The 18,979-nt window shown below is 74.1% G+C and carries 12 protein-coding genes; 6 read left to right on the forward strand and 6 right to left on the reverse strand.

Annotated features, from left to right (window positions below; all coding sequences use genetic code 11):
• Window positions 1-68: 68 nt before the first annotated feature.
• Entirely contained in the window at window positions 69-2,633 is a 2,565-nt protein-coding gene (gene hrpB, locus ASE15_RS13590) for an ATP-dependent helicase HrpB (protein ID WP_200960549.1), read from the reverse strand.
• Between the two features lie 68 nt (window positions 2,634-2,701).
• Entirely contained in the window at window positions 2,702-4,372 is a 1,671-nt protein-coding gene (locus ASE15_RS13595; protein ID WP_056763670.1) for an ammonium transporter, read from the reverse strand.
• Between the two features lie 304 nt (window positions 4,373-4,676).
• Between ASE15_RS13595 and ASE15_RS13600 the strand changes: the two genes are divergently transcribed.
• Both ASE15_RS13600 and yidC read left to right on the forward strand, forming a co-directional pair.
• Window positions 4,677-5,036 (forward strand): hypothetical protein, encoded by a 360-nt coding sequence (locus ASE15_RS13600; RefSeq protein WP_056763672.1) that lies wholly within the window; start codon window positions 4,677-4,679, stop codon window positions 5,034-5,036.
• A 96-nt stretch (window positions 5,037-5,132) separates the two neighbouring features.
• A complete protein-coding gene (yidC, locus tag ASE15_RS13605) occupies window positions 5,133-6,116 on the forward strand; it encodes a membrane protein insertase YidC (RefSeq protein ID WP_056763674.1) in 984 nt (327 codons plus the stop codon).
• Between the two features lie 45 nt (window positions 6,117-6,161).
• Here yidC and ASE15_RS13610 read toward each other — a convergent pair whose 3' ends face one another.
• The 3 genes from ASE15_RS13610 to ASE15_RS13620 form a co-directional block, all read right to left on the reverse strand.
• Window positions 6,162-6,761 (reverse strand): dihydrofolate reductase family protein, encoded by a 600-nt coding sequence (locus ASE15_RS13610; protein ID WP_056763676.1) that lies wholly within the window; start codon window positions 6,759-6,761, stop codon window positions 6,162-6,164.
• A 109-nt stretch (window positions 6,762-6,870) separates the two neighbouring features.
• On the reverse strand, window positions 6,871-8,079 hold the full coding sequence (locus ASE15_RS13615) for a beta-ketoacyl synthase (protein ID WP_056763677.1): 1,209 nt from the start codon (window positions 8,077-8,079) through the stop codon (window positions 6,871-6,873).
• A 178-nt stretch (window positions 8,080-8,257) separates the two neighbouring features.
• The gene (locus ASE15_RS13620) at window positions 8,258-8,818 is read right to left on the reverse strand and encodes a GNAT family N-acetyltransferase (protein ID WP_056763679.1); all 561 of its coding nucleotides are present in this window, start codon (window positions 8,816-8,818) and stop codon (window positions 8,258-8,260) included.
• Window positions 8,819-8,892: 74 nt separating this feature from the next.
• Here ASE15_RS13620 and ASE15_RS13625 point away from each other — a divergent pair, with 74 nt between their 5' ends.
• From ASE15_RS13625 to ASE15_RS13640, 4 genes are all read left to right on the forward strand, one after another.
• Window positions 8,893-9,756, forward strand: coding sequence for a tryptophan 2,3-dioxygenase (locus ASE15_RS13625; RefSeq protein ID WP_056763682.1), 864 nt, complete (start codon window positions 8,893-8,895; stop codon window positions 9,754-9,756).
• Window positions 9,753-10,853: an amidohydrolase family protein gene (locus tag ASE15_RS13630; protein ID WP_056763684.1), complete on the forward strand. Its 1,101-nt coding sequence runs from the start codon at window positions 9,753-9,755 to the stop codon at window positions 10,851-10,853. The genes ASE15_RS13625 and ASE15_RS13630 overlap by 4 nt, the downstream gene beginning before the upstream one ends.
• Complete coding sequence (kynU, locus tag ASE15_RS13635; protein WP_056763686.1) at window positions 10,850-12,115, forward strand: kynureninase; 1,266 nt, start codon at window positions 10,850-10,852, stop codon at window positions 12,113-12,115. The genes ASE15_RS13630 and kynU overlap by 4 nt, the downstream gene beginning before the upstream one ends.
• 119 nt (window positions 12,116-12,234) lie before the next feature.
• Window positions 12,235-14,394, forward strand: a complete 2,160-nt coding sequence (locus ASE15_RS13640) for an MMPL family transporter (protein ID WP_056763688.1) — start codon at window positions 12,235-12,237, stop codon at window positions 14,392-14,394.
• A gap of 172 nt (window positions 14,395-14,566) precedes the next feature.
• Here ASE15_RS13640 and ASE15_RS13645 read toward each other — a convergent pair whose 3' ends face one another.
• Complete coding sequence (locus tag ASE15_RS13645) at window positions 14,567-18,766, reverse strand: beta-L-arabinofuranosidase domain-containing protein (RefSeq protein WP_056763689.1); 4,200 nt, start codon at window positions 18,764-18,766, stop codon at window positions 14,567-14,569.
• Window positions 18,767-18,979 lie beyond the last annotated feature (213 nt).

Genomic DNA, 18,979 nt, shown 5'->3' on the forward strand with positions numbered 1-18,979 from the left:
GCGGGCATCGGGTCGCCCACAGGAACGGGCCGCCGCCGCGGGTCCTCACGTCCTGGACGGGCACCGGCTCACGCGCCCGGGACCTCGGGCCAGTCGTGCTTGGGGTAGCGCCGCCGCAGCTCGGCGCGGACCTGGGCGTACCCGGTACGCCAGAACGACTCGAGGTCCGCGGTGATCGCCGCGGGGCGCCGGGCCGGGGACAGCAGGTGCAGCAGCACGGGCACCCGGCCGTCGGCGATGCGCGGTGTGGCGCGCCAGCCGAACGCGTCCTGGACCTTGACCGCGAGCACGGGCTGGTCGCCCGCGTAGTCCAGGCGCGCGCTCCTGCCGCCGGGCAGGTCCACGCGCACCGGGGCGAGCTCGTCGAGCCGGCCCGCCGCGGGCCAGGGCAGCAGCCTGCGCAACGCGCTGGTCAGGTCGAGGCGCTGGAGGTCGGCGGCCGTGCGGACCCGCGCGAGGTCGGGCCCGAGCCACGAGTCGAGGCTCGCGAGGAGCGCGTCGTCGGACACGTCGGGCCAGGGGGCTCCCAGGGCGCGGTGCAGGAAGTCGAGGCGGCGGCGCAGCTCGTGCGCGGACTCGCGCCACGGCAGGACGTCCAGTCCCTCGCGCTCGAGCCCGGTCCGCAGCGCCGCGACGACCTGGTCGGCAGGCGGGTCGGCGATCCTCTGCGAGGCGATCTCGATCGCGCCCAGCCGCGTGGTGCGCCGGGCCTGGATCCTCCCGCCCGTCCAGGTCACGTGCTCGTCCTCGCGCAGCGCCGCCGACGCTGCCTCGTAGGCGAGGTCCTCGTCGATCGGTGCGGCCGAGCGGATCGTCGCGTCGCGCCGGCCCGCGCCGCGGTCGGCGTCGGCGACCGCGAGCCAGTCGTAGCCCGCGAGCGGGGAGCCGGGCGGGAGCGCGGCGCCGGTGCCCGACGCCATGAGGTACGTGGACCCGTTCGGGCGCCGGCGCGCGACCCTGTCGGGGTGCGCGAGCGCGACCACGAGCCCGACGGCGAGGTCGAGGCTCAGGTCCGCACGCCCCCGACCCGCCCCCCGGGCGCCGTGTCCCGGCAGCAGGCGTTCGAGCCGCTCGGCCTGGGACCGCCAGGACCCGCTCGCGGGACCACCGCGGCGCGCGTCCCGCAGGGCCGCGACGAGGTCCGCCCCGGGCGCGCGCACGTCGTCGGACAGGAGGGCGACCACCTCGGCGGCGAGCCGCGGCCCGACGACGTCGCTCGCGTCCAGCAGGGCGCGCGCGAGCCGCGGGTCGGCCGGGACGCGCGCGATCTCGCGCCCCCGGATCGTGACGGCTCCGTCGTGGTCGACCGCGCCGAGCGACTCGAGGGTCGCGCGCGCGACCGCCATCGCGGCCGCGGGAGGTGGGTCCAGGAGCGCGAGGTCGGAGCCGTCGGGGCTGCCCCAGCACGCGAGCTCGAGCGCGAACGCGACCAGGTCCGCGGTGAGGATCTCCGGGACGGGGTGCGCCACGAGCTGGGCGTGCTCGCCCGGCGACCAGCACCGGTAGACCGCACCCGGCCCCTCGCGCCCGGCGCGCCCCGCGCGCTGCTCGGCCGCCGCCCGGCTCACGCGCACGGTCACCAGGCCGGCGAGCCCGCGACGGTGGTCGGTGCGCGGCTCGCGCGAGAGCCCCGCGTCGACGACCACGCGCACACCGGGCACCGTGAGCGAGGACTCCGCGACGGCCGTGGAGACCACGACCCGACGACGTGGCCCGGGGGTCAGCGCCAGGTCCTGCTCGCGCGCGGGCAACCGCCCGTGCAGCGGCCGCACGTCGGCCGGGACGCCCGCGAGCCGGCGCGCGACGCCGTCGACCTCACCGGCTCCCGGGACGAAGACCAGCACGTCGCCCGGCTGCTCGGCCAGCGCACGACGTGCGGTCGCCGCGACGTGGTCGAGGAAGGCTCGCGGGACTCCCCGCTCGTCGAGCCGCGGCCCGGGCGCCGGGGCCCACACCTCCTGGACCGGGAAGAGGCTGCCGTCGGCAACCACGACCGGGGCCGGCGACCCGTCGCCCAGCAGGCTCGCGGTGCGCTCGGCCTCGATCGTCGCGGACATCGCGACGAGGGCCAGGTCGGGGCGCAGGGTCGCCCGGACGTCGACGAGCAGCGCGAGCGTCAGGTCCGCGTCGAGGTGACGCTCGTGGACCTCGTCGAGGACCACGACGTCGACCCCGGCCAGCTCCGGGTCGCGCTGCAGGCGACGCAGGAGCACGCCCGTCGTGACCACCTCGATGCGGGTCTCGGGACCCGTGCGCGACTCGCCGCGCACCGAGAAGCCGACCGTGCGGCCCACGGGCTCGCCCAGCAGGTGCGCGAGGCGACGCGCCGCGGCGCGGGCCGCGATCCGTCGCGGCTGGGTCACGACCACGCGGGCCGTCCCGGCACGCGGGGCGAGGCCGGCGCCCCCGGCGGCGCCGTGGGCCGCCGTGCCCGCGGCGGCGTCGTGGGACGCCCAGCCCACACCCACGCCCGCGAGCGCCGGCGGGACCAGGGTCGTCTTTCCCGTGCCGGGCGGGGCCTGGAGCACCGCGACGCCGCGCGTGCGCACCGCGTCGAGGAGCTCGGCCAGGTGGTGGCGGACCGGGAGGTCGGGCGGGGAGGCGAGCAGGCGTGCGATCGGGTCCGGGTCCACGGGGACATTGTCCCCTGCCGGGACGTCGTCCCGCCGGTCCTGCTCGCGGCGTCCCGCGACCTCGTAGGTCAGGCTCGCGGGGCCTCGACCAGCGTGTGGAGCAGGGGCGTGCGCAGGCCCACGGTCTGGCGAGACAGGAGCTCGACGACCGCCGGGGACGCGGCCTGGGCCACGCAGAGCTCGACGCGCAGGCGGCGCGCGAAGCGCGGGCGCTGCGAGGACTCGCGGAACCGCAGCGACGGCGGGTCGGCGACGACCTCGTCGACCTCGGTGACCTGGATCGCCCACGCCCCCGCGGCCTCGAGCGCGGTCGTGAGGGTGTCGAGGTCCGCCGAGTCGAAGGTCGCGGTGAGGACGACCGCGCCGGGAGCCCCCGTCGGTGCGGCGGTGCCGGGCTCCCCGGGGGCCGGGTGCTCGGACGCGGCGAGCGTCCCGGAGCCGCCCGGCCCACCTGCGGAGCCCGCTGCCGACAGCCCCGAGACCTGGCCCAGCGTGTAGGCGTTCGCGCCCTGCTCGACCTCGTCCATCCCGAACTCGTGTCCCGGGGCCACCTTGAGACCGACGGTCTTCTGGACCGCGAGCGCGATGAGGAGCGTCACGACGAACGAGAACGCGATCACGACGACCAGGGCGATCATCTGGGCGACCAGGAGGTCGGCGCCCCCGCCGAAGAACAGCCCGTCGACCCCCGCGGCGTTGATCGCGTGCGACCCGAACAGCCCCAGCAGCAGCGAACCGAGGATGCCGCCCACGAAGTGCACGGCGATGACGTCCAGGGCGTCGTCGAACCGGAAGACCGTCTTGAGGCCGAGCGCGAACGTGCACACGACCCCCGCGGCGAGGCCGATGACCAGCGCGGAGAGCGTGCTGACGTAGCCCGCGCACGGCGTGATGGTCGCGAGCCCGGCGACGCCGCCCGTGACCGCGCCGATCACGGTCCCCTTGCCCGTGCGCAGACGCTCCATGACCAGCCAGGCGGCCATGGCCGCGGCCCCTGCCACGTGCGTGTTGAGCAGCGCCTGGGCCGCGACGCCGTTGCCCTGGAGCGAGCCGCCGCCGTTGAAGCCGAACCAGCCGAACCACAGGATCCCGGCACCCGCGACGGCGAGCGGGATCGAGTGCGGGATCGAGCCGGCCCTCGGCCAGCCCTGCCGGCGGCCCACGACCACGAGGACCGCGAGCGCCGCGGCCCCGGCCGCGGCGTGCACCACGATCCCGCCGGCCCAGTCCTGGGCGCCGATCCCGACGAGCCAGCCGTCGGGGTTGAACAGCCAGTGAGCGACGAACGGGTAGACGAGCACCGACCACAGCGCGAGCGTGACAACCCAGCCGACGGTCTTGAGCCGCCCGACGGTCGCGCCGGTCAGGAGCGCCGGGGTGATGATCGCGAACATCATCTGGAAGGCCACGAACGCGAGCGTCGGGATGGCCACGTCGCCGTCGACGGCGTGCAGCGCGGGCGTCGGGGCCGTGTCGAGCCCCGTGAGGCCGAACAGCCCGAGGTCGCCCATGAACCCGTTCCCGATGTCGTCGCTGAACGCGATGCTGTAGCCCACCAGGATCCACGTCAGCGTGATCACGGCGATGGGCACCAGGTTCTGCTGCATGATGGCGAGCACGTTGCCGCGCCGGACCAGTCCCGCGTAGAACAGCGCGAGCCCCGGCATCATGAACAGGACGAGGGCCGCCGAGACGAGCACCCAGACGGTGTCGCCGCTGTCGATCACCAGCTCGGACATGAGACCTCCCGGAGAACGGCTCGGGGTGCCTCCTGGCACCCCGAGGCTACGGGCGCGTCCTTCCGCACGGCGACGCGCGAGACTGCTCTGGAGCCGACCGGGTCCCGTGGGCCACGGCGCGCCACGGACGTCTCCGGTCTGTGCGAGCATCGCACGGGATCGCCCAGTGCGACATCGGAGCACGCGAGCCCCGGGCCCGGACGGTGCGCGCCCTGCCCCGGCGCCCTCGCGTCCCCGTGGGGCGCTAGTCTGGGCGGACGCGCGGGACGGCACCCGCCAGGTCACGAGGGTCGGAGGTGGAGACGTGCGGACGGCCCAGGTACTGCGTGAGCGCTACGACCACCTGACCGCCGCGTCCGCGGCCCGGACCCTCGCGACGGTGCCGCTCGTGCTCGTGCTGGCGCTCGTCGTCGGGCACTCGCTGGGCACCACGTCGCTCGGGGCCGTGCTCTCCCTGCTCGGTGCGGCGACGCTCGCCGCGACCGCGGGCGCCCTGGGCGTCGCGCTCGCGTGCGTCGCCGTGGCGGTCCTGCTGCTCCTCACGGTCCCCGTCGCGGCCGAGCCGCTGCCGCTGCCGGCACCGGTGCGCCAGCACAGCCCCACCACGCCCGGACGGCCACGGCCGCGGGCACCGGGAGCCCTCGCGCTCCCGCGCACCGCCTGATCCCCCAGCCTTCCTGAGCCGTCCAACGGCCCGGGTGCTGCTGACGCGGCGCGGGAGCTCCACGCTCCCCTCCCCTCCGTCCCGCAGGAGTCCGCCGTGCCCGTCCTCGACACCCTCACCCATGCCCTCTCCACCCTCGTCCACCCGCTCCAGCTCGTGGTCGCCTGGATCCTCGTCCACCTCCACAGCGCCCTGACCGCCCTGGGCCTCGACCCCGCCGGGGGCGCCGGGTGGAGCCTCGCGATCGTCGGCCTCGTCGTGGTCGTCAAGCTCCTGCTCGTCCCGCTCGTGGTGACCCAGGTCCGAGGCATGCGCGCCATGCGGCTGGCCTCGCCCGAGATCCGCCGCATCCAGGAGAAGTACCGCGGCAGGACCGACGCGGCGAGCCGCGACGCGGCCCGACGCGAGCAGCAGGAGCTCATGGCCCGTACCGGGGCGAACCCGCTCGCGGGCTGCCTGCCCCTCCTGGTCCAGGCGCCGGTCCTGTTCGCGCTGTACTCGGTGCTCTCCGGGATCGGGCGTCAGACGCCCGTCGGCGCTCTCACGGGCGACCTGGTCCGCCAGGCCGACGCCGCCACGCTCCTCGGCGCCCCGCTGTCCGGCACGTTGACCGGTGCGCTGGGCGGTTCCGGCGGCCTGGCAGGGGTCCTGGTGCCCGCCGTCCTGATCGTCCTCATGTACGCCGCGCAGGTCCTGACCCAGCGGTTCAGCGCACGCAACAACCCGCCCGCCGACCCCACGAACCCGCTCGCGCGGCAGCAGGGGACGCTCGCGTTCGTGCTGCCGGCGGTCTCGGCCGTGGTGGCCGTGGGCTTCCCCGTCGGCGTCGTCCTGTACTGGGCCACGTCGTCGCTGTGGGGGCTCGGGCAGCAGCTCGTGATCGGACGCCTCGTGACGTCGGGCGAGCAGGACGGGTCGCGGTCGCGCCGGGCCCCTTCGCCGGGCAGCCCCGCTCAGGAGGCCCCGGCGGCAGAGCGCACCGAGCCGAACGGGCCCGCAGGACCCGCTGCGGCACCGCGCGCCGGAGGTCAGCGGCCGCAGCCCCGTCGGGGCACGACGCGGAAGGGACGCCGGGCCTGAGGCCTGCCGCCCGGGCGACCTGCTCGGTGCCGGGCGAGCCGCTGCTCAGTCGGAGGCACCCCGCACGTAGGTGAGGATGACGACCCCGCGAGGCGAGACGACGCTCTCGGTCAGCGTGAAGCGGGCCAGGCGGGCGCGCTCGTCGAACATGCGCTTCCCGGACCCCAGGACGATCGGGAAGACCAGCAGGCGGTACTCGTCGACGAGGTCGTGCTCGGCCAGGGCGCGGACCAGGGTCGCCGCTCCAAGGACGACGAGATCGCCGTCCTCGGAGCGGCCCGTGAGGTCCGTGACGACGCGGGGCAGGTCGGCGCCGACCAGGTGAGAGTTTCGCCAGGTGAGGTCGGCGGGCGAGAGCGCCGACGAGACGACGTGCTTCGGCATGCGGTTCATGGCAGCGATCGCCGGCTCGGAGTCGTCCGCCTGCGCCCAGGCGTCCCGGAGGATCTCGTAGGACCGGCGCCCCAGCAGCATGCCCGCGGCGCCGACCGTCGCCGCCTGCATGAACGCATCGACCGTGTCGTCACTCAGCGGGGGGACCCAGCCGCCGCGGTCGAAGCCGCCGTCGCGGTCCTCGTCGGGCGACAGGGGCGCCTGGACCACCCCGTCGATGCTGATGAAGCTCACGACGACTACCCGACCCATGGCCGACCTCCTGCTGCTGTTGCGCGGATGGTTCCGGCGGTGGGGACCGCGCCCGGTGCGCGAACTCATCGGTCCCCGCGGGCCGGCACAGCTCACCCCGTCTCGCCGCTCAGTCGCACGAGACCACGACGCTCGCGCTGTGGCCGCCGAACCCGAACGCGTTGACCAGGGCGTGGCGCGCCGTCGTCGGGCGCGCCACGCCGTGGACCACGTCGAGGTCGACCGCGGGGTCCAGCTCGTCGACGTTGAGCGTGGGCGGGACGGCGCCCTCGCGCAGCGCGAGCAGCGCCGCGACGACCCCGAGCGATCCCGAGGCGCCCAGGAGGTGCCCCGTCGCCCCCTTGGTCGACGTCACGGGAGGTGGGTCGGTCAGCGCGGCCCGCAGCGCGGCCGCCTCGTTGAGGTCGCCGACGGGCGTCGAGGTGGCGTGCGCGTGGACCAGGCCCAGGTCGCCGGGCGCCAGACCGGCCGAGCGCAACGCGAGCGAGACGGTGCGCGCCTGGTTGGCGGGGTCGCCGCCCACGATGTCGAACGCGTCGGAGGTGAGCGCGGCGCCGGAGACCGCGCCCAGGACCCTCGCGCCGCGGGCGCGGGCGTGCTCCTCGCTCTCCAGGACGACGATCGACGCGCCCTCGCCCATGACGAACCCGTCGCGGGCCGCGTCGAACGGGCGCGACGCCCGCCCCGGCTCGTCGTTGCGCGTCGACATCGCGCGCGCCTGGGCGAACGCGGCGATCGAGAACTCTTGGACCCCCGCCTCGACTCCCCCGCACACGACCACGTCGGCGCTGCCCGCGAGGATCATCTCGCGGCCCATGAGGATCGCCTCGAGCCCCGCCGCGCACGCGCTGACAGGAGCCCGCGCCCCGGCCTGGGCTCCCAGGTCGATCGAGAGCCAGGCCGCGGGCCCGTTGGCCATGAGCATGGTCACGGCGTGCGGCGAGACCCGTCGGTGCCCCTGGGTCTGGAGCACGCGGCTCTGCTCGAGCGTCGTGGCGATCCCGCCGTTGGCCGAGCCGACGGCTACCGCGAGGCGCGTGGGGTCGACGTCGGGGCGGCCCGCGTCCTCCCAGGCCTCGCGGCCCGCGACGAGCGCGAGCTGCTCGGCGCGGTCGGTGCGTCGCCTGATCCGCACGCCCAGGGTGTCGGCGAACGCGTCGTCCACGCGGGCCGCGATGCGCACGGGCAGCTCCCGGGCCCACACGTCGTCGAGGGCACCGACCCCCTGCTCACCGCGGAGCAGTGCGCCCCACGTCCCCGGCGCGGTCGACGACAGCGGTGTCACCGCACCGACCCCGGTCACCACTGCTCGTGTCATGAGGCACTCCCGTCACGGTTCCTACGGCGTCTGCCCGACCCTGGGTGCAGGCTAAGACAGGCGTACCGGATGCGCTTCACGAAAGGGCTTCACGTGAGCACCGTCACGCCGCGCCCGCCCGGTCCCGTCGGAGCCGGTCGCCCGACGACGGCGACGACGGCGACGCCCCGAGCGCTGCCTAGACGACCGCGAGCGCCATGACGTGCTGCGTCCGGCCGGCCGCGTCGAGGTACGCGCCGCGGTCGACGAACCCGGCACGGGCGTAGGCGCGCAGCCCGGCGGCGTTGTCCGCGTCGACGACGAGGACGACCGACGCAAAGGGTCCCCTGCCGAGCCGCTCGGCCAGGCGGGCCACGAGCGCCGGGAGCGCCGCGGCCACCGAGGACCCGACCCCGACCCCCTGGTGGTGCCGGTCGACGAGGAAGCCGCGGAAGACGACGACGTCCTGCGGGCGGGCGCCGTCGAGCCGGTCGAGCATCTCGTCCGACGCGCCACCCGGGTGCAGGACGCCGACCCCGGCGACCTGGCCGTCGCGCCGGACGACCAGCACGTGCCGGTCGGGGTCGGCCTCGGCGAGCGTGAGGATCTGGTCGGCGGACGCCGAGAACACGTCCTGACCAGGAGCGTCCGTGACGTCGCGCAGAGCGCGCAGCAGCTCTGCGCGCGAGGGCGCGTCGTCCGCGAGGTCGTCGAGGAACGCGACCTCGATGCTCGTCGCCCGCCCGGTTCCGCTCGTCACCCGGCGACCCTACGTCGGCACCGCTGCCCGCACGAAACGCTGACGCGGGCGCCGCGGCGCCCTAGTCTCGATCCATGACAACGCCGTCGTCCAGCAACGAGCGACCCCTCGAGCCGAGCATCGTGACCGACCTGCGCGACCGCATGACCTACGGCACCTACCTGCACCTGGACACGCTCCTGGACGCCCAGGTCCCGGTCAGCGCGCCCGTCCACCACGACGAGATGCTCTTCATCGTCCAGCACCAGACGACCGAGCTCTGGCTCAAGCTGGTCCTGCACGAGCTGGCCTCGGCGCGCGAGCTCATCGCGGCCGACGACCTGCAGTCCGCGCTCAAGCGCATCGCCCGGGTCAAGCACGTCCAGCGCACGCTGACCGAGCAGTGGTCGGTCCTCGCGACGCTCACCCCGAGCGAGTACGCGCAGTTCCGGGGCTTCCTGGGCAGCTCGTCGGGGTTCCAGTCCCACCAGTACCGCGCGGTCGAGTTCCTGCTGGGCAACAAGAACGCACGCATGCTGACGGTGTTCGCCTCGGACCCGGCCGCGCACGACCTGCTCGAGCGGCTCCTGCACGAGACGAGCGTCTACGACGAGTTCCTGCGCTACCTCGCGCGCCACGGGCACGACGTGCCCGCCAGGGTCCTCGAGCGGGACGTCACGCAGGCGCACTCCCTGGACGAGGACCTCGTCGAGACCTTCCGCGCGATCTACGAGGACCCCGAGGCCGACTGGCTCGCCTACGAGAGCTGCGAGGAGCTCGTCGACCTCGAGGACAACTTCCAGCTCTGGCGCTTCCGGCACATGAAGACCGTGCTGCGCATCATCGGCACCAAGCGCGGTACGGGAGGGTCGAGCGGCGTGGGCTTCCTCGAGAAGGCCCTCGACCTGACGTTCTTCCCCGAGCTCTTCGCGGTGCGCACCGAGATCGGCCCGCGGTGACGGGCGGCCGCGCGGGGTCCGGCGGAGCCGACAGCACCGCGAGCGCCGTCGGTCTCACCGTCGACGCCCGCTGGGAGCGGGGCGAGGGGTGGTCGGGCCCGACGGCGCTCGTCGCCACCGCGCGCGGCCTGCGGACCGCGAGGGGTGCGGATCCGGCGCCGGACCTTCACCTTGCGGGCACGGTGCTCCCGGGTCTGACCGACGCGCACGTCCACCTGGCCCTGGTCGACCCTGCGGCCCTGCGCCGGGGTGGCCTGGCCGCGGTCGACGACCTGGGCGGGGACCCCCGGGTCCTCGCGAGGCTGACCGGGACACCGGGACTGCCCGCCGTCCGCTACGCCGGAGCCTTCCTCACGGCCCCCGGCGGGTATCCGTCCGACCGGTCCTGGGCCCCGCCCGGCGCGGTCGAGGAGGTCACGGGCCCCGAACGTGCCGTGGCCGCGGTCGACCGCCAGGTCGCGGCGGGAGCGAGCTTCCTCAAGGTCGTGCTGCACCCGGGCGCAGGTCCCGAGCTCGACGACGAGACCCTGGGCGCGATCCTCACCCGGGCCCGCGCGCACGGTCGGCCCGTCGTCGCGCACGTCGAGGGCGAGCGGCAGGCCCGGCGCGCGCACGAGGCCGGGATCGACCGGCTGGCCCACGCGCCCTTCAGCGAACGCCTGCCCGACGACCTGGTCGGCGCGATGGCTCGCACGCAGCAGTGGATCAGCACGCTCGACGTCCACGGCTGGGCGAGCCCGACCCGCGAGCAGGACGTCGCGATCGACAACCTGACGCGGTTCGCCGCGGCCGGCGGGACGGTCGTCTACGGCACCGACCAGGGCAACGGCCCGCTCCCGGCGGGGATCGACCCGCGCGAGCTGCTCGCGCTCGGTGCCGCGGGCCTCACGGCCGACGGCCTGCTGCGCGCCCTGACATCGACCCCGACGGGGGCGGCGTTCACCTACGTGCCCGGCGAAGCCCTTGGTCCGGACGCCTCCCCCGAGGACCTCGTCGCCTGGCTCGCACGCGCCACGGTCCTCGTCCCCGACGACCTCACGCACCGGCCCGGCTCCGCCGGGCTCGCCCTCGAGACCCCCCGGAGGACCCACCCGTGACCGACTCCCCCGCCGCCTCCCCGCAGGTACCCACGAGCACTCCCGCGCAGCGCGCCGCCCTGCTCGACGCCTCGGACCCGCTCGCGCCCTTCCGGGACGCGTTCGTCGCGTCCGACGACGTCGTGGCCTACCTCGACGGCAACTCGCTCGGGCGCCCGACGCACGCGAGCGCCGACCGACTGGCGCGCTTCGCGACCGAGCAGTGGGGAGCCCGCTTGATCCGCGGCTGGGACGAGTCCTGGTACGAGCTGCCGCTGAGCGTCGGCGACCGGATCGGGGCGACCGCGCTCGGGGCCGCGCCCGGCCAGACGTTCGTGGGCGACTCGACGACCGTGATCCTCTACAAGCTCGTGCGCGCGGCGCTCGAGGCCCGCCCGGACCGCACCGAGATCGTGCTCGACAGCGGGAACTTCCCGACCGACCGCTTCGTCCTCCAGGGCGTCGCGGCCGAGCGGGGCACGACCCTGCGCTGGATCGCACCGGCCCACGACGGCGGCGTGACCGCCGAGCAGGTCGCGGACGCCGTCGGGCCGCGCACCGCGCTCGTGCTGCTCAGCCACGTCGCCTACCGCTCCGGGCACCTCGCGGACGCCGCGACGATCACGCGCCTCGCCCACGACGCCGGGGCGCTCGTGCTGTGGGACCTGTGCCACTCGGCGGGGGCCGTCCCGGTCGAGCTCGACGCCTGGGACGTCGACCTCGCCGCGGGCTGCACCTACAAGTACCTGAACGGTGGCCCCGGGTCCCCCGCGTTCGGCTACGTCCGCGCGGACCTGCAGGCGACGCTGACCCAGCCGATCCAGGGCTGGATGGGCAGCGCCGCGCCGTTCGAGATGGGCCCCGAGTACGCACCCCACCCGGGGGTGCGGCGGTTCCTGAGCGGGACGCCCGCCGTCGTGGGGATGCTCGCGATGCAGGACATGCTCGACCTGCTCGCCCACGCCGGGATGGAGCGTGTGCGGGCCAAGTCGGTCCGACTCACCGAGCTCGCGCTCGACCTCGTGGACGAGCTGCTGGTCCCGCTCGGGGTCGCCGTCGCCTCACCCCGCGACGCGGACCGGCGCGGCAGCCACGTCACGATCGACCATGCGGAGTTCGAGCGCGTGGTCCCGCGGCTGTGGCAGCAGGGCGTCGTCCCGGACTTCCGCCGACCCGACGGGCTGCGGCTCGGCCTGTCCCCGCTGTCCACGAGCTTCGAGGAGGTGCGGATCGGCGTCGAGGCGATCCGTGCGGCGCTCCTCGAGGGGCCCGCCGGACCCTGACCCGGGGGGCGCCCGGGGGCCCCGGGGGTCCCCGGGCTCCCCCGGTTGTCGTGCCCATCCGCCGGTGCCACCCTGGAGAGGTCGAGTACCCGGGATCCTCCCGAGGGGAAGGCACGCCCATGTTCGGCAGCATCGCTCGAACGGTGATCGCTCACCCGTGGCGCGTCATCGGCACCTGGATCGTCCTGGCGGCCGCAGTCATCGTGTTCGCGCCGAGCCTCGACGACTACACCACGGGCAACCAGCAGTCGTTCCTGCCGAGCACCTTCGAGTCGGTCGAGGCCCAGGCCGCGGGCGATGCGAGCTTCCCGGCGCAGTCCGGGGCCACCGGCAGCCTGGTCGTCGTCCGCGACGACGGCGCGGCCCTGACCGCCGCGGACCAGACCACCGTCGCGGGACTCGCGACCACGCTGGGCACCGACGCGATCCCCGGCGTCGTCTCGGTGCAGGAGACCCCGCAGTCCCTCTCGACGGACGGGCTGACCGCGGCGCTGTCGGTCGCGTTCGACGGACAGCCGGGCGACGAGGCCGTCGACGACGCCGTCCCGGCGCTGCGGACCGCGTCCGACCAGGCGCTCGCGGGGACCGGGCTCACGAGCGCGCTCACGGGCAACGCCGCGATCCAGGTCGACACGACCTCGGCCTACGCGAGCGCCGAGCGGACGATCACGATCGCGACCGTGCTGCTCATCGTCCTGCTCCTGGGACTCGTCTTCCGCAGCCCCCTGATCGCGGTGATCCCGATCGTCGTGATCGGCGTCGTGCTCTCGGTCGTCACGGGCCTCACGGCCCTGCTGGCCGACCTGCTCGACTTCCAGGTGAGCGACACCCTGCAGCCCATCCTCGTGGTGGTCCTGTTCGGCGTCGGCACCGACTACATCGTGTTCGTCCTGTTCCGCTACCGCGAGCACCTGCGCCGCGGCGAGACGCACCGCGAGGCGCTCGAGGTCTCGGTGGGGGTCGTCGGGCGCGTCGTGGCCTCGTCGGCACTGACCGTGATCGGCGCGTTCGCGGCGCTGCTGTTCGCGCGGCTCGAGTCCTTGAGCACGCTGGCGCCGGGGCTGATCGTGGCCGTGGCCGTCATGCTGCTCACCGCGCTGACGCTGATCCCCGCCCTGTTCGCGTTGCTCGGCCGGTCGCTGTTCTGGCCGCTCGGTCCTGGCCGCGAGCCCGCGCGCAGCCCGTTCGCGGCGGTGGGAGGGTTCACGGCGCGCCGCCCCGTCGTGCCCGCGCTCGGGGTGGGCGCCGTGCTCGTGGTCCTGACGCTGTTCGCCTCGGGCTACCAGGCGACGTACGACACGCTCGACGAGCTCCCCGCGAGCACCGCCTCGCGCCAGGCCTACACGACGCTCGACGCGTCGTTCCCGGCCGGTGCCCTGAGCCCCACGCAGGTCTACGTCGTGGGGTCCGCTCCGCTGGACCCGACCGCACTGACGACCCTCGCCACGAACCTCGCCGCGGTGCCCGGCGTCTCGACCGTCGCCCCGCCCTCCGTCACGACCGACGGCACGGCCGCCCTGGTGACCGTGGTGCTCGCGGACGACCCGTACTCCGGCGCGGCCATGGCGACCGTCGAGGGCCCGTTGCGCGAGGCGGCGCACGGGTCGGTCCCGGGGGCCGAGGTCTACGTGGGCGGCCAGACGTCCGCGTTCGTCGACGTGCGCGACCAGCTCCGCGCCGACACCGGGCGCGTCTTCCCGATCGCCGCGGTCATCATCGTGGTGATCCTCGGCCTGCTCCTGACCGCGCTGCTCGGGGCGGTCAACCTGCTGGTGTGCGTGGCCCTGACCTTCACCGCGACGCTCGGCGCCGTGGTCCTGCTCTACCTGCACGCCCTGGGGTACGGGGGCATCGACTTCTCGATCCCGATCGTGCTGTACCTGTTCGTCGTCGCGATCGGCACCGACTACAACATCCTGATCGCCGCGCGCATGCACGAGGAGTACCGGGCCGGGGCCGGCGCGCGCGAGGCTGCGCGCACCGCGATCACGCACGACGCGCCCACGGCCGCGGCGGCCGGGATCATCCTGGCCTGCACGTTCGCCTCGCTCATGCTCACGGGCATCGCGAACCTGGCCGAGCTCGGGTTCGGGGTCGCGGTGGGGATCGTCGTCGCGGCGTTCCTCATGGCCCCGCTGCTGGTCCCGGCGTTGTCCGCGCTCGAGGGGCGCGCGTTCTGGTGGCCGACGCGCCGGCACGCGGACGTCGGGCACACCGCCTCCGAGCAGGCGCCCGGGCGGGCGCAGGACCCGACCGCGGGCATGTCGCCCGCGTCCTGACTCGTCCGGGCACGGGCCGCGAGGCGCGGGTACCCCCGGTCCCCGGTCCCCGGTCCCCGGACGGACGCGGGGTGCCGGGGCACGCCGTCGGGCCGTGGCTTTGGATCGGAACCGACGGCCGCGCGCCGGTGCGGCCGGGACGTCTGCCCGGCCGCACCGACGCGCCCGGCCGTCAGCCGCAGGTGAGCGCGTCGTGCTCGACCTCGACGACGCTCGTCACGGCCGAGCCGTCGAGGACCGCGCTCGCCGTGACGCTCACGCTGCCCGCGGCCAGGCTCGCGGTCCGCACGGCGAACGTCTGGGACGCGCTCTTGCCCGGCGCGACCCCGGTGAAGGACTTCGCGCCCGACGCCGTCGTGAACTTCACGTCGACCGGCACCGCCTCACCGTTGACGGCCCGCACCGCGAGCTGGGCCCTGCCCGCGACGCAGCGCGGCGTGACGTCGACCGCGACCTCGACCGTCTCGGCCGGCTCGTCGGCCGCGACGATCGTCACCGTGTACGTCATCGACGTGGTGTGGTCCTGCGCGACCGCCGTGATCTCGAGCGTCGTCGGGCCACCGTCGCTCGCGAGGGCGACCCGGCGCCCGATCGTGTCGTCGACCAGGATCCCGTCGACCCTGACCAGTCCGCTCGCCACGTGCGGGTCGGCGTCGAGCGTGACCGCCGTCGTCCCCGGTGCGACGCGCAGCTCGTACTGCGCACGCGCGGGCGAGAACTCCGGCGCGAGGACCCCCGTGTCGAACGAGAGCGCCGAGAGCTCCGGGGTGCTGTCGAACACCGCCGAGCGGTCCGTCCGGACCCCGAACAGCCCGCCGACCAGACCACCGGTCGACTGGAAGCGGACCGTGACGACGGGGATCTTCTGACCGTCCTCGTCCAGGACGAGGTTCCCGCTGCTGTCCTTCTTGTAGCGGGTGTCCGGGCCGAGCTCGAGGAACCGGGCCGGGATCTCGGTCGAGTCGACGTAGAAGCCCTGCTCGTCCTTGTTCTCGGCCTTGTCGGTCACGGTGACGGTCTTGAGCCGCACGTCGTCGACGTACACGTCGAAGCTGCGCCCGCGGTCGCCCGAGTAGAACGTCGCCCCCAGGTAGTTCTCGTCCGCGCCCGGGTCGATCACCAGGTCGTAGCTGAACCACCCGCCCGCCTGGGCGTCGCGGTACTGGCGCCCCGCGAAGACCCCGACGCCCGACGCGCTCGAGCGCAGGTTCTTCGCGTTCTCGAAGTTGTTGTTGTCGAAGCTCGTGAGGCTGTCGATCGTCAGGTCCTTCGCGCGTTCCTCCTGCTTGGCACGCAGGATCCGGTCCTGCGCGGCCTGGCCGTCGGGCTCCTCGAGGTTCATGTAGATCCCGTACCGCTCGTCCCAGCGCGAGGTGTGCGGGGCGTACACCAGGTCGCCCGCGTCCGAGGTGTTCTTCAGGACGAACTGGACGTCGCCGGCCGCCGAGTCCTCGATGCGCACGACGTTCTCCGCGAGGCGCTCCTTCCAGGTGGCCGCGTCCATGCCCGCCGTGGTGATGGTCGTCTGCGCGTCCGGGTCGAACGTCGAGATGCGCACGAGGATCCCCGTGCCCACCGAGCCCCCCTGGTCCCGGGTGCCGAGCCCCGCGCTGAGCACCACGGGCCCGTACTTGAAGGCCACGAAGCTCTCGTTGTCGGCCGTGCTGTGCAGCGTGACGTCGAGCGGCATCGTGTACTCGATCACGTCGCCTGCGCGCACGTCCGTCAGGACCACGTACCCGCGCGAGAGCGTCGGGGTGACTGCGGCGCCGTTGACGGTCACGGCCGGCTCGCCCGCGATCCAGTCGGGCACGCGCAGGCGCAGCGCGGTGCCCTCGGCGACCGCTCCGCCGTCGAGCGCCCCGACCGTGAACCGGACCGTGTCCTCGTTGGGGAGGTTCGCGGTCTGGGTCAGCACCAGGTTCTGCTCCGCGTGCTCGAACGTCGAGCTGAAGAACATGTTGACGTAGACCGACCCCTCGCCCGTGAAGTAGATCGAGTCACCGAGCTTGGAGAAGTTCTCCATGCCCGTGCCCGTGCAGCACCAGAACTCGGTGAAGGGCAGGTTGAACACCTTGTGGTACCCCGGCGCCATGGGGTTGAAGTACGTCGTGGTGCCTGTCTCGGGGTTCTGCGAGGCGAGGATCGTGTTGATGAACGTGTTCTCGTAGTAGTCCGCGTACCGCACGTCCTTGCTCAGCCGGAAGAGCTCGCGCGACAGCTTGAGCATGTTGTACTCGTTGCAGGTCTCGGACGTCTCCGCGTTGGCGCGGGTCCCCTGGTTCGCGGCCCGGTCGAACAACGAGTCGGCCGCGTGGAAGTGCTCCGACTGGCTGTTGGCCCCGGTCACGTAGGTGTGGTGCTCGACCACGATGTCGAAGAAGTTCTCGGCCGCCGCGAGGTACATCGGCAGCTCCTCCTTCTCCTGCGGGGTCAGCAGGTCGTAGTACTCGGGGTTCTGCGTGAACACCGTGTACCGCTTGAGCGCACCGATGAGCTTGGGGATCGTCGTGTTGGCGTGCTTGCCCGCCAGGACGTCCTGGCCCGACGCGAGCTGTCGGAAGAGCGTCACCTCGTCGAACGCCTCGGCGGCGTCCTTGATGCGGACGTCACCCGTGAGGTCGAACAGCTCGTAGAGCGCCTCGTTCATGCCGCCGTACTCGGTGCGCAGCAGCACGTCGGTGCTCGGTAGCTTCGCGACCCGACCGGACACGTAGAGGCCGAACCCGGTCGCGATCTCGCGCGCCTTGTCCCCCGTGGGCCCGTCGACGTACTCCGCGACGTCGAGCAGGCCCGCCAGCACCTTGTGCAGGTTGTACCAGGGCACGATCACGTTCTCGTCCGAGGGCCCGGTGCCCTGGACCTGGTCCAGGACGCTCTCGCGGAACGCCGAGACGTAGCCCGCGCTGCCCGGATGGGCCGCCCCGTAGGCGTCCTGCACCCGCTCGAGGCCGTCGACGGCCGCGACGATCTCGGCCGACAGCGCGTCCTTGGTGGCCCCGTCGGGCGTGCCCGAGTAAGACATCGCGAGGGCCGACATGTAGTGCCCGAACGCGTGGCCGCGGAAGTTCACGGCGTCGCTGCGCTCCCAGCCGCCGTACCCCTGGGGGGTCGTGGGCTCGAGACCGGCGACCTTGTAGAACTCGTAGAGGAACTTCTCCGAGCTCAGGCTCAGGAGGTAGTCCTGCTCCTTGGACGCGGCGTTGTTCAAGAAGTCGTCGGACAGCAGGACCGTGGGCAGGCCGCTGTTCTCGAGAGGGTCCATCGACACCAGCGCGGGGACCACCACGTGGAGCTCGCGGGTCACGGGCGGCCCGTCGAGGTACCGCGCCGTGGCGGTCAGCGTGACCTCGGCGTCGTCCTGGCCCTCGGCGGGCCGGGTCACGGTGCCGTCGGTCGCGACGGCGTCGGGAGCCGACGACTCCCACGTGATGGTCGAGCCGCGCGAGCCCCTTGCCGCGAGGACGAGCGCGACCGTGACCCGCTCGGGCAGCGAGAGCCCGTCGGCGTCGGCCTGCGCGACCGCCTCGCGGTCGATCACCCGTCCGGACTCCTCGTAGAGCCCGACGACGTCGGCGAGCGACGCGACGCCGTCGTACAGGCGGTACTGGTCCAGCCCCGCCCGCAGGTAGGACCCGTTGTAGGACGGACCGTTGAACCCGATCGTCTTGGGCAGCGTGGGCGACGAGCCCAGGACACCGGTCGCGCCGCCCGAGCCGATCGGGCTCGCGACGGTCACCGGGACCTGTTCACCGTTGCGGTAGAACGCCACGTCCTTGGTCGCCGCGTCATACGTGACCACGAGGTGCGTCCACTCGTCCGCGGGGAGGAACGACGCGCGGTCGGCCGAGGCCACCCGGACCTTGTACGGCTGGCCCGACGCCGGGCCGATCGACAGCGCGAGCGGCGACGTGTCCGACTCCGAGGACAGGTACCAGCCGTCCGAGTTGTACGCGCCCTTGTTCCAGCTCACGACCTGCTCACCGGTCATCTTCCCCGTGGGTCGCAGCCAGAACGACAGCGTCAGGTCCTCGGGCTGCAGGTCGGTCGACGCCCCGAGGTCGAGGAACGTGCTGCCTCCCAGCTCGACGGCCTGCGACCCTTCGGCGACCCCCGGGACCCAGCCCAGGTTCGTCGTCGTCGAGCCCGCGTGCCCCTTGGCCACGACCGGGTGCGCCGCGGGCGAGACGTCGGCGAGGTCCCCCTCGAAGCGCAGGTCCAGGACCGGGGCGGGCAGGCCGGCGTCGGCGGCTGCGGCGACGGGCGCCCAGCCCGTGAGGACCAGTGCGGCCCCGAGGAGCGCCGCGACGGCGCGTGCTCCCGGGTGCGGTCTCGGTCGGCGCGTGACGACCGCTTCTCTGTGCGTGCTCATCGTGCTCTCTTCCGTTCGAACGACAGTGTTCGGAACCGGCCCGTCGACAGCTGACGGGCCGGACGTTGCGGGGAGCTCGCAGGTCCCGCTGGTGCAGGTCACGAGCTCTGACCGGTCGAGCGTGCGGGCTCGGGCATGCCCGCGATGTGCAGTGCGGGAGCGTTCGAGCCCCGTGCATGAACGTCCGACAACCCGACGGCGCGCCGTGCGCAT

Origin of the sequence: Oerskovia sp. Root22, from assembly GCF_001429135.1 — a bacterium.
GTDB lineage: Bacteria > Actinomycetota > Actinomycetes > Actinomycetales > Cellulomonadaceae > Oerskovia > Oerskovia enterophila.

What these genes read in the sequence shown, in the direction of transcription:
- ASE15_RS13595 (WP_056763670.1), bottom strand. Translation starts at nt 4,372, where the DNA reads ATGTCCGAGCTGGTGATCGACAGCGGCGACACCGTCTGGGTGCTCGTC.
- ASE15_RS13610 (WP_056763676.1), bottom strand. Translation starts at nt 6,761, where the DNA reads ATGGGTCGGGTAGTCGTCGTGAGCTTCATCAGCATCGACGGGGTGGTC.
- ASE15_RS13645 (WP_056763689.1), bottom strand. Translation starts at nt 18,766, where the DNA reads ATGAGCACGCACAGAGAAGCGGTCGTCACGCGCCGACCGAGACCGCAC.
- ASE15_RS13640 (WP_056763688.1), top strand. Translation starts at nt 12,235, where the DNA reads ATGTTCGGCAGCATCGCTCGAACGGTGATCGCTCACCCGTGGCGCGTC.
- ASE15_RS13625 (WP_056763682.1), top strand. Translation starts at nt 8,893, where the DNA reads ATGACAACGCCGTCGTCCAGCAACGAGCGACCCCTCGAGCCGAGCATC.
- ASE15_RS13615 (WP_056763677.1), bottom strand. Translation starts at nt 8,079, where the DNA reads ATGACACGAGCAGTGGTGACCGGGGTCGGTGCGGTGACACCGCTGTCG.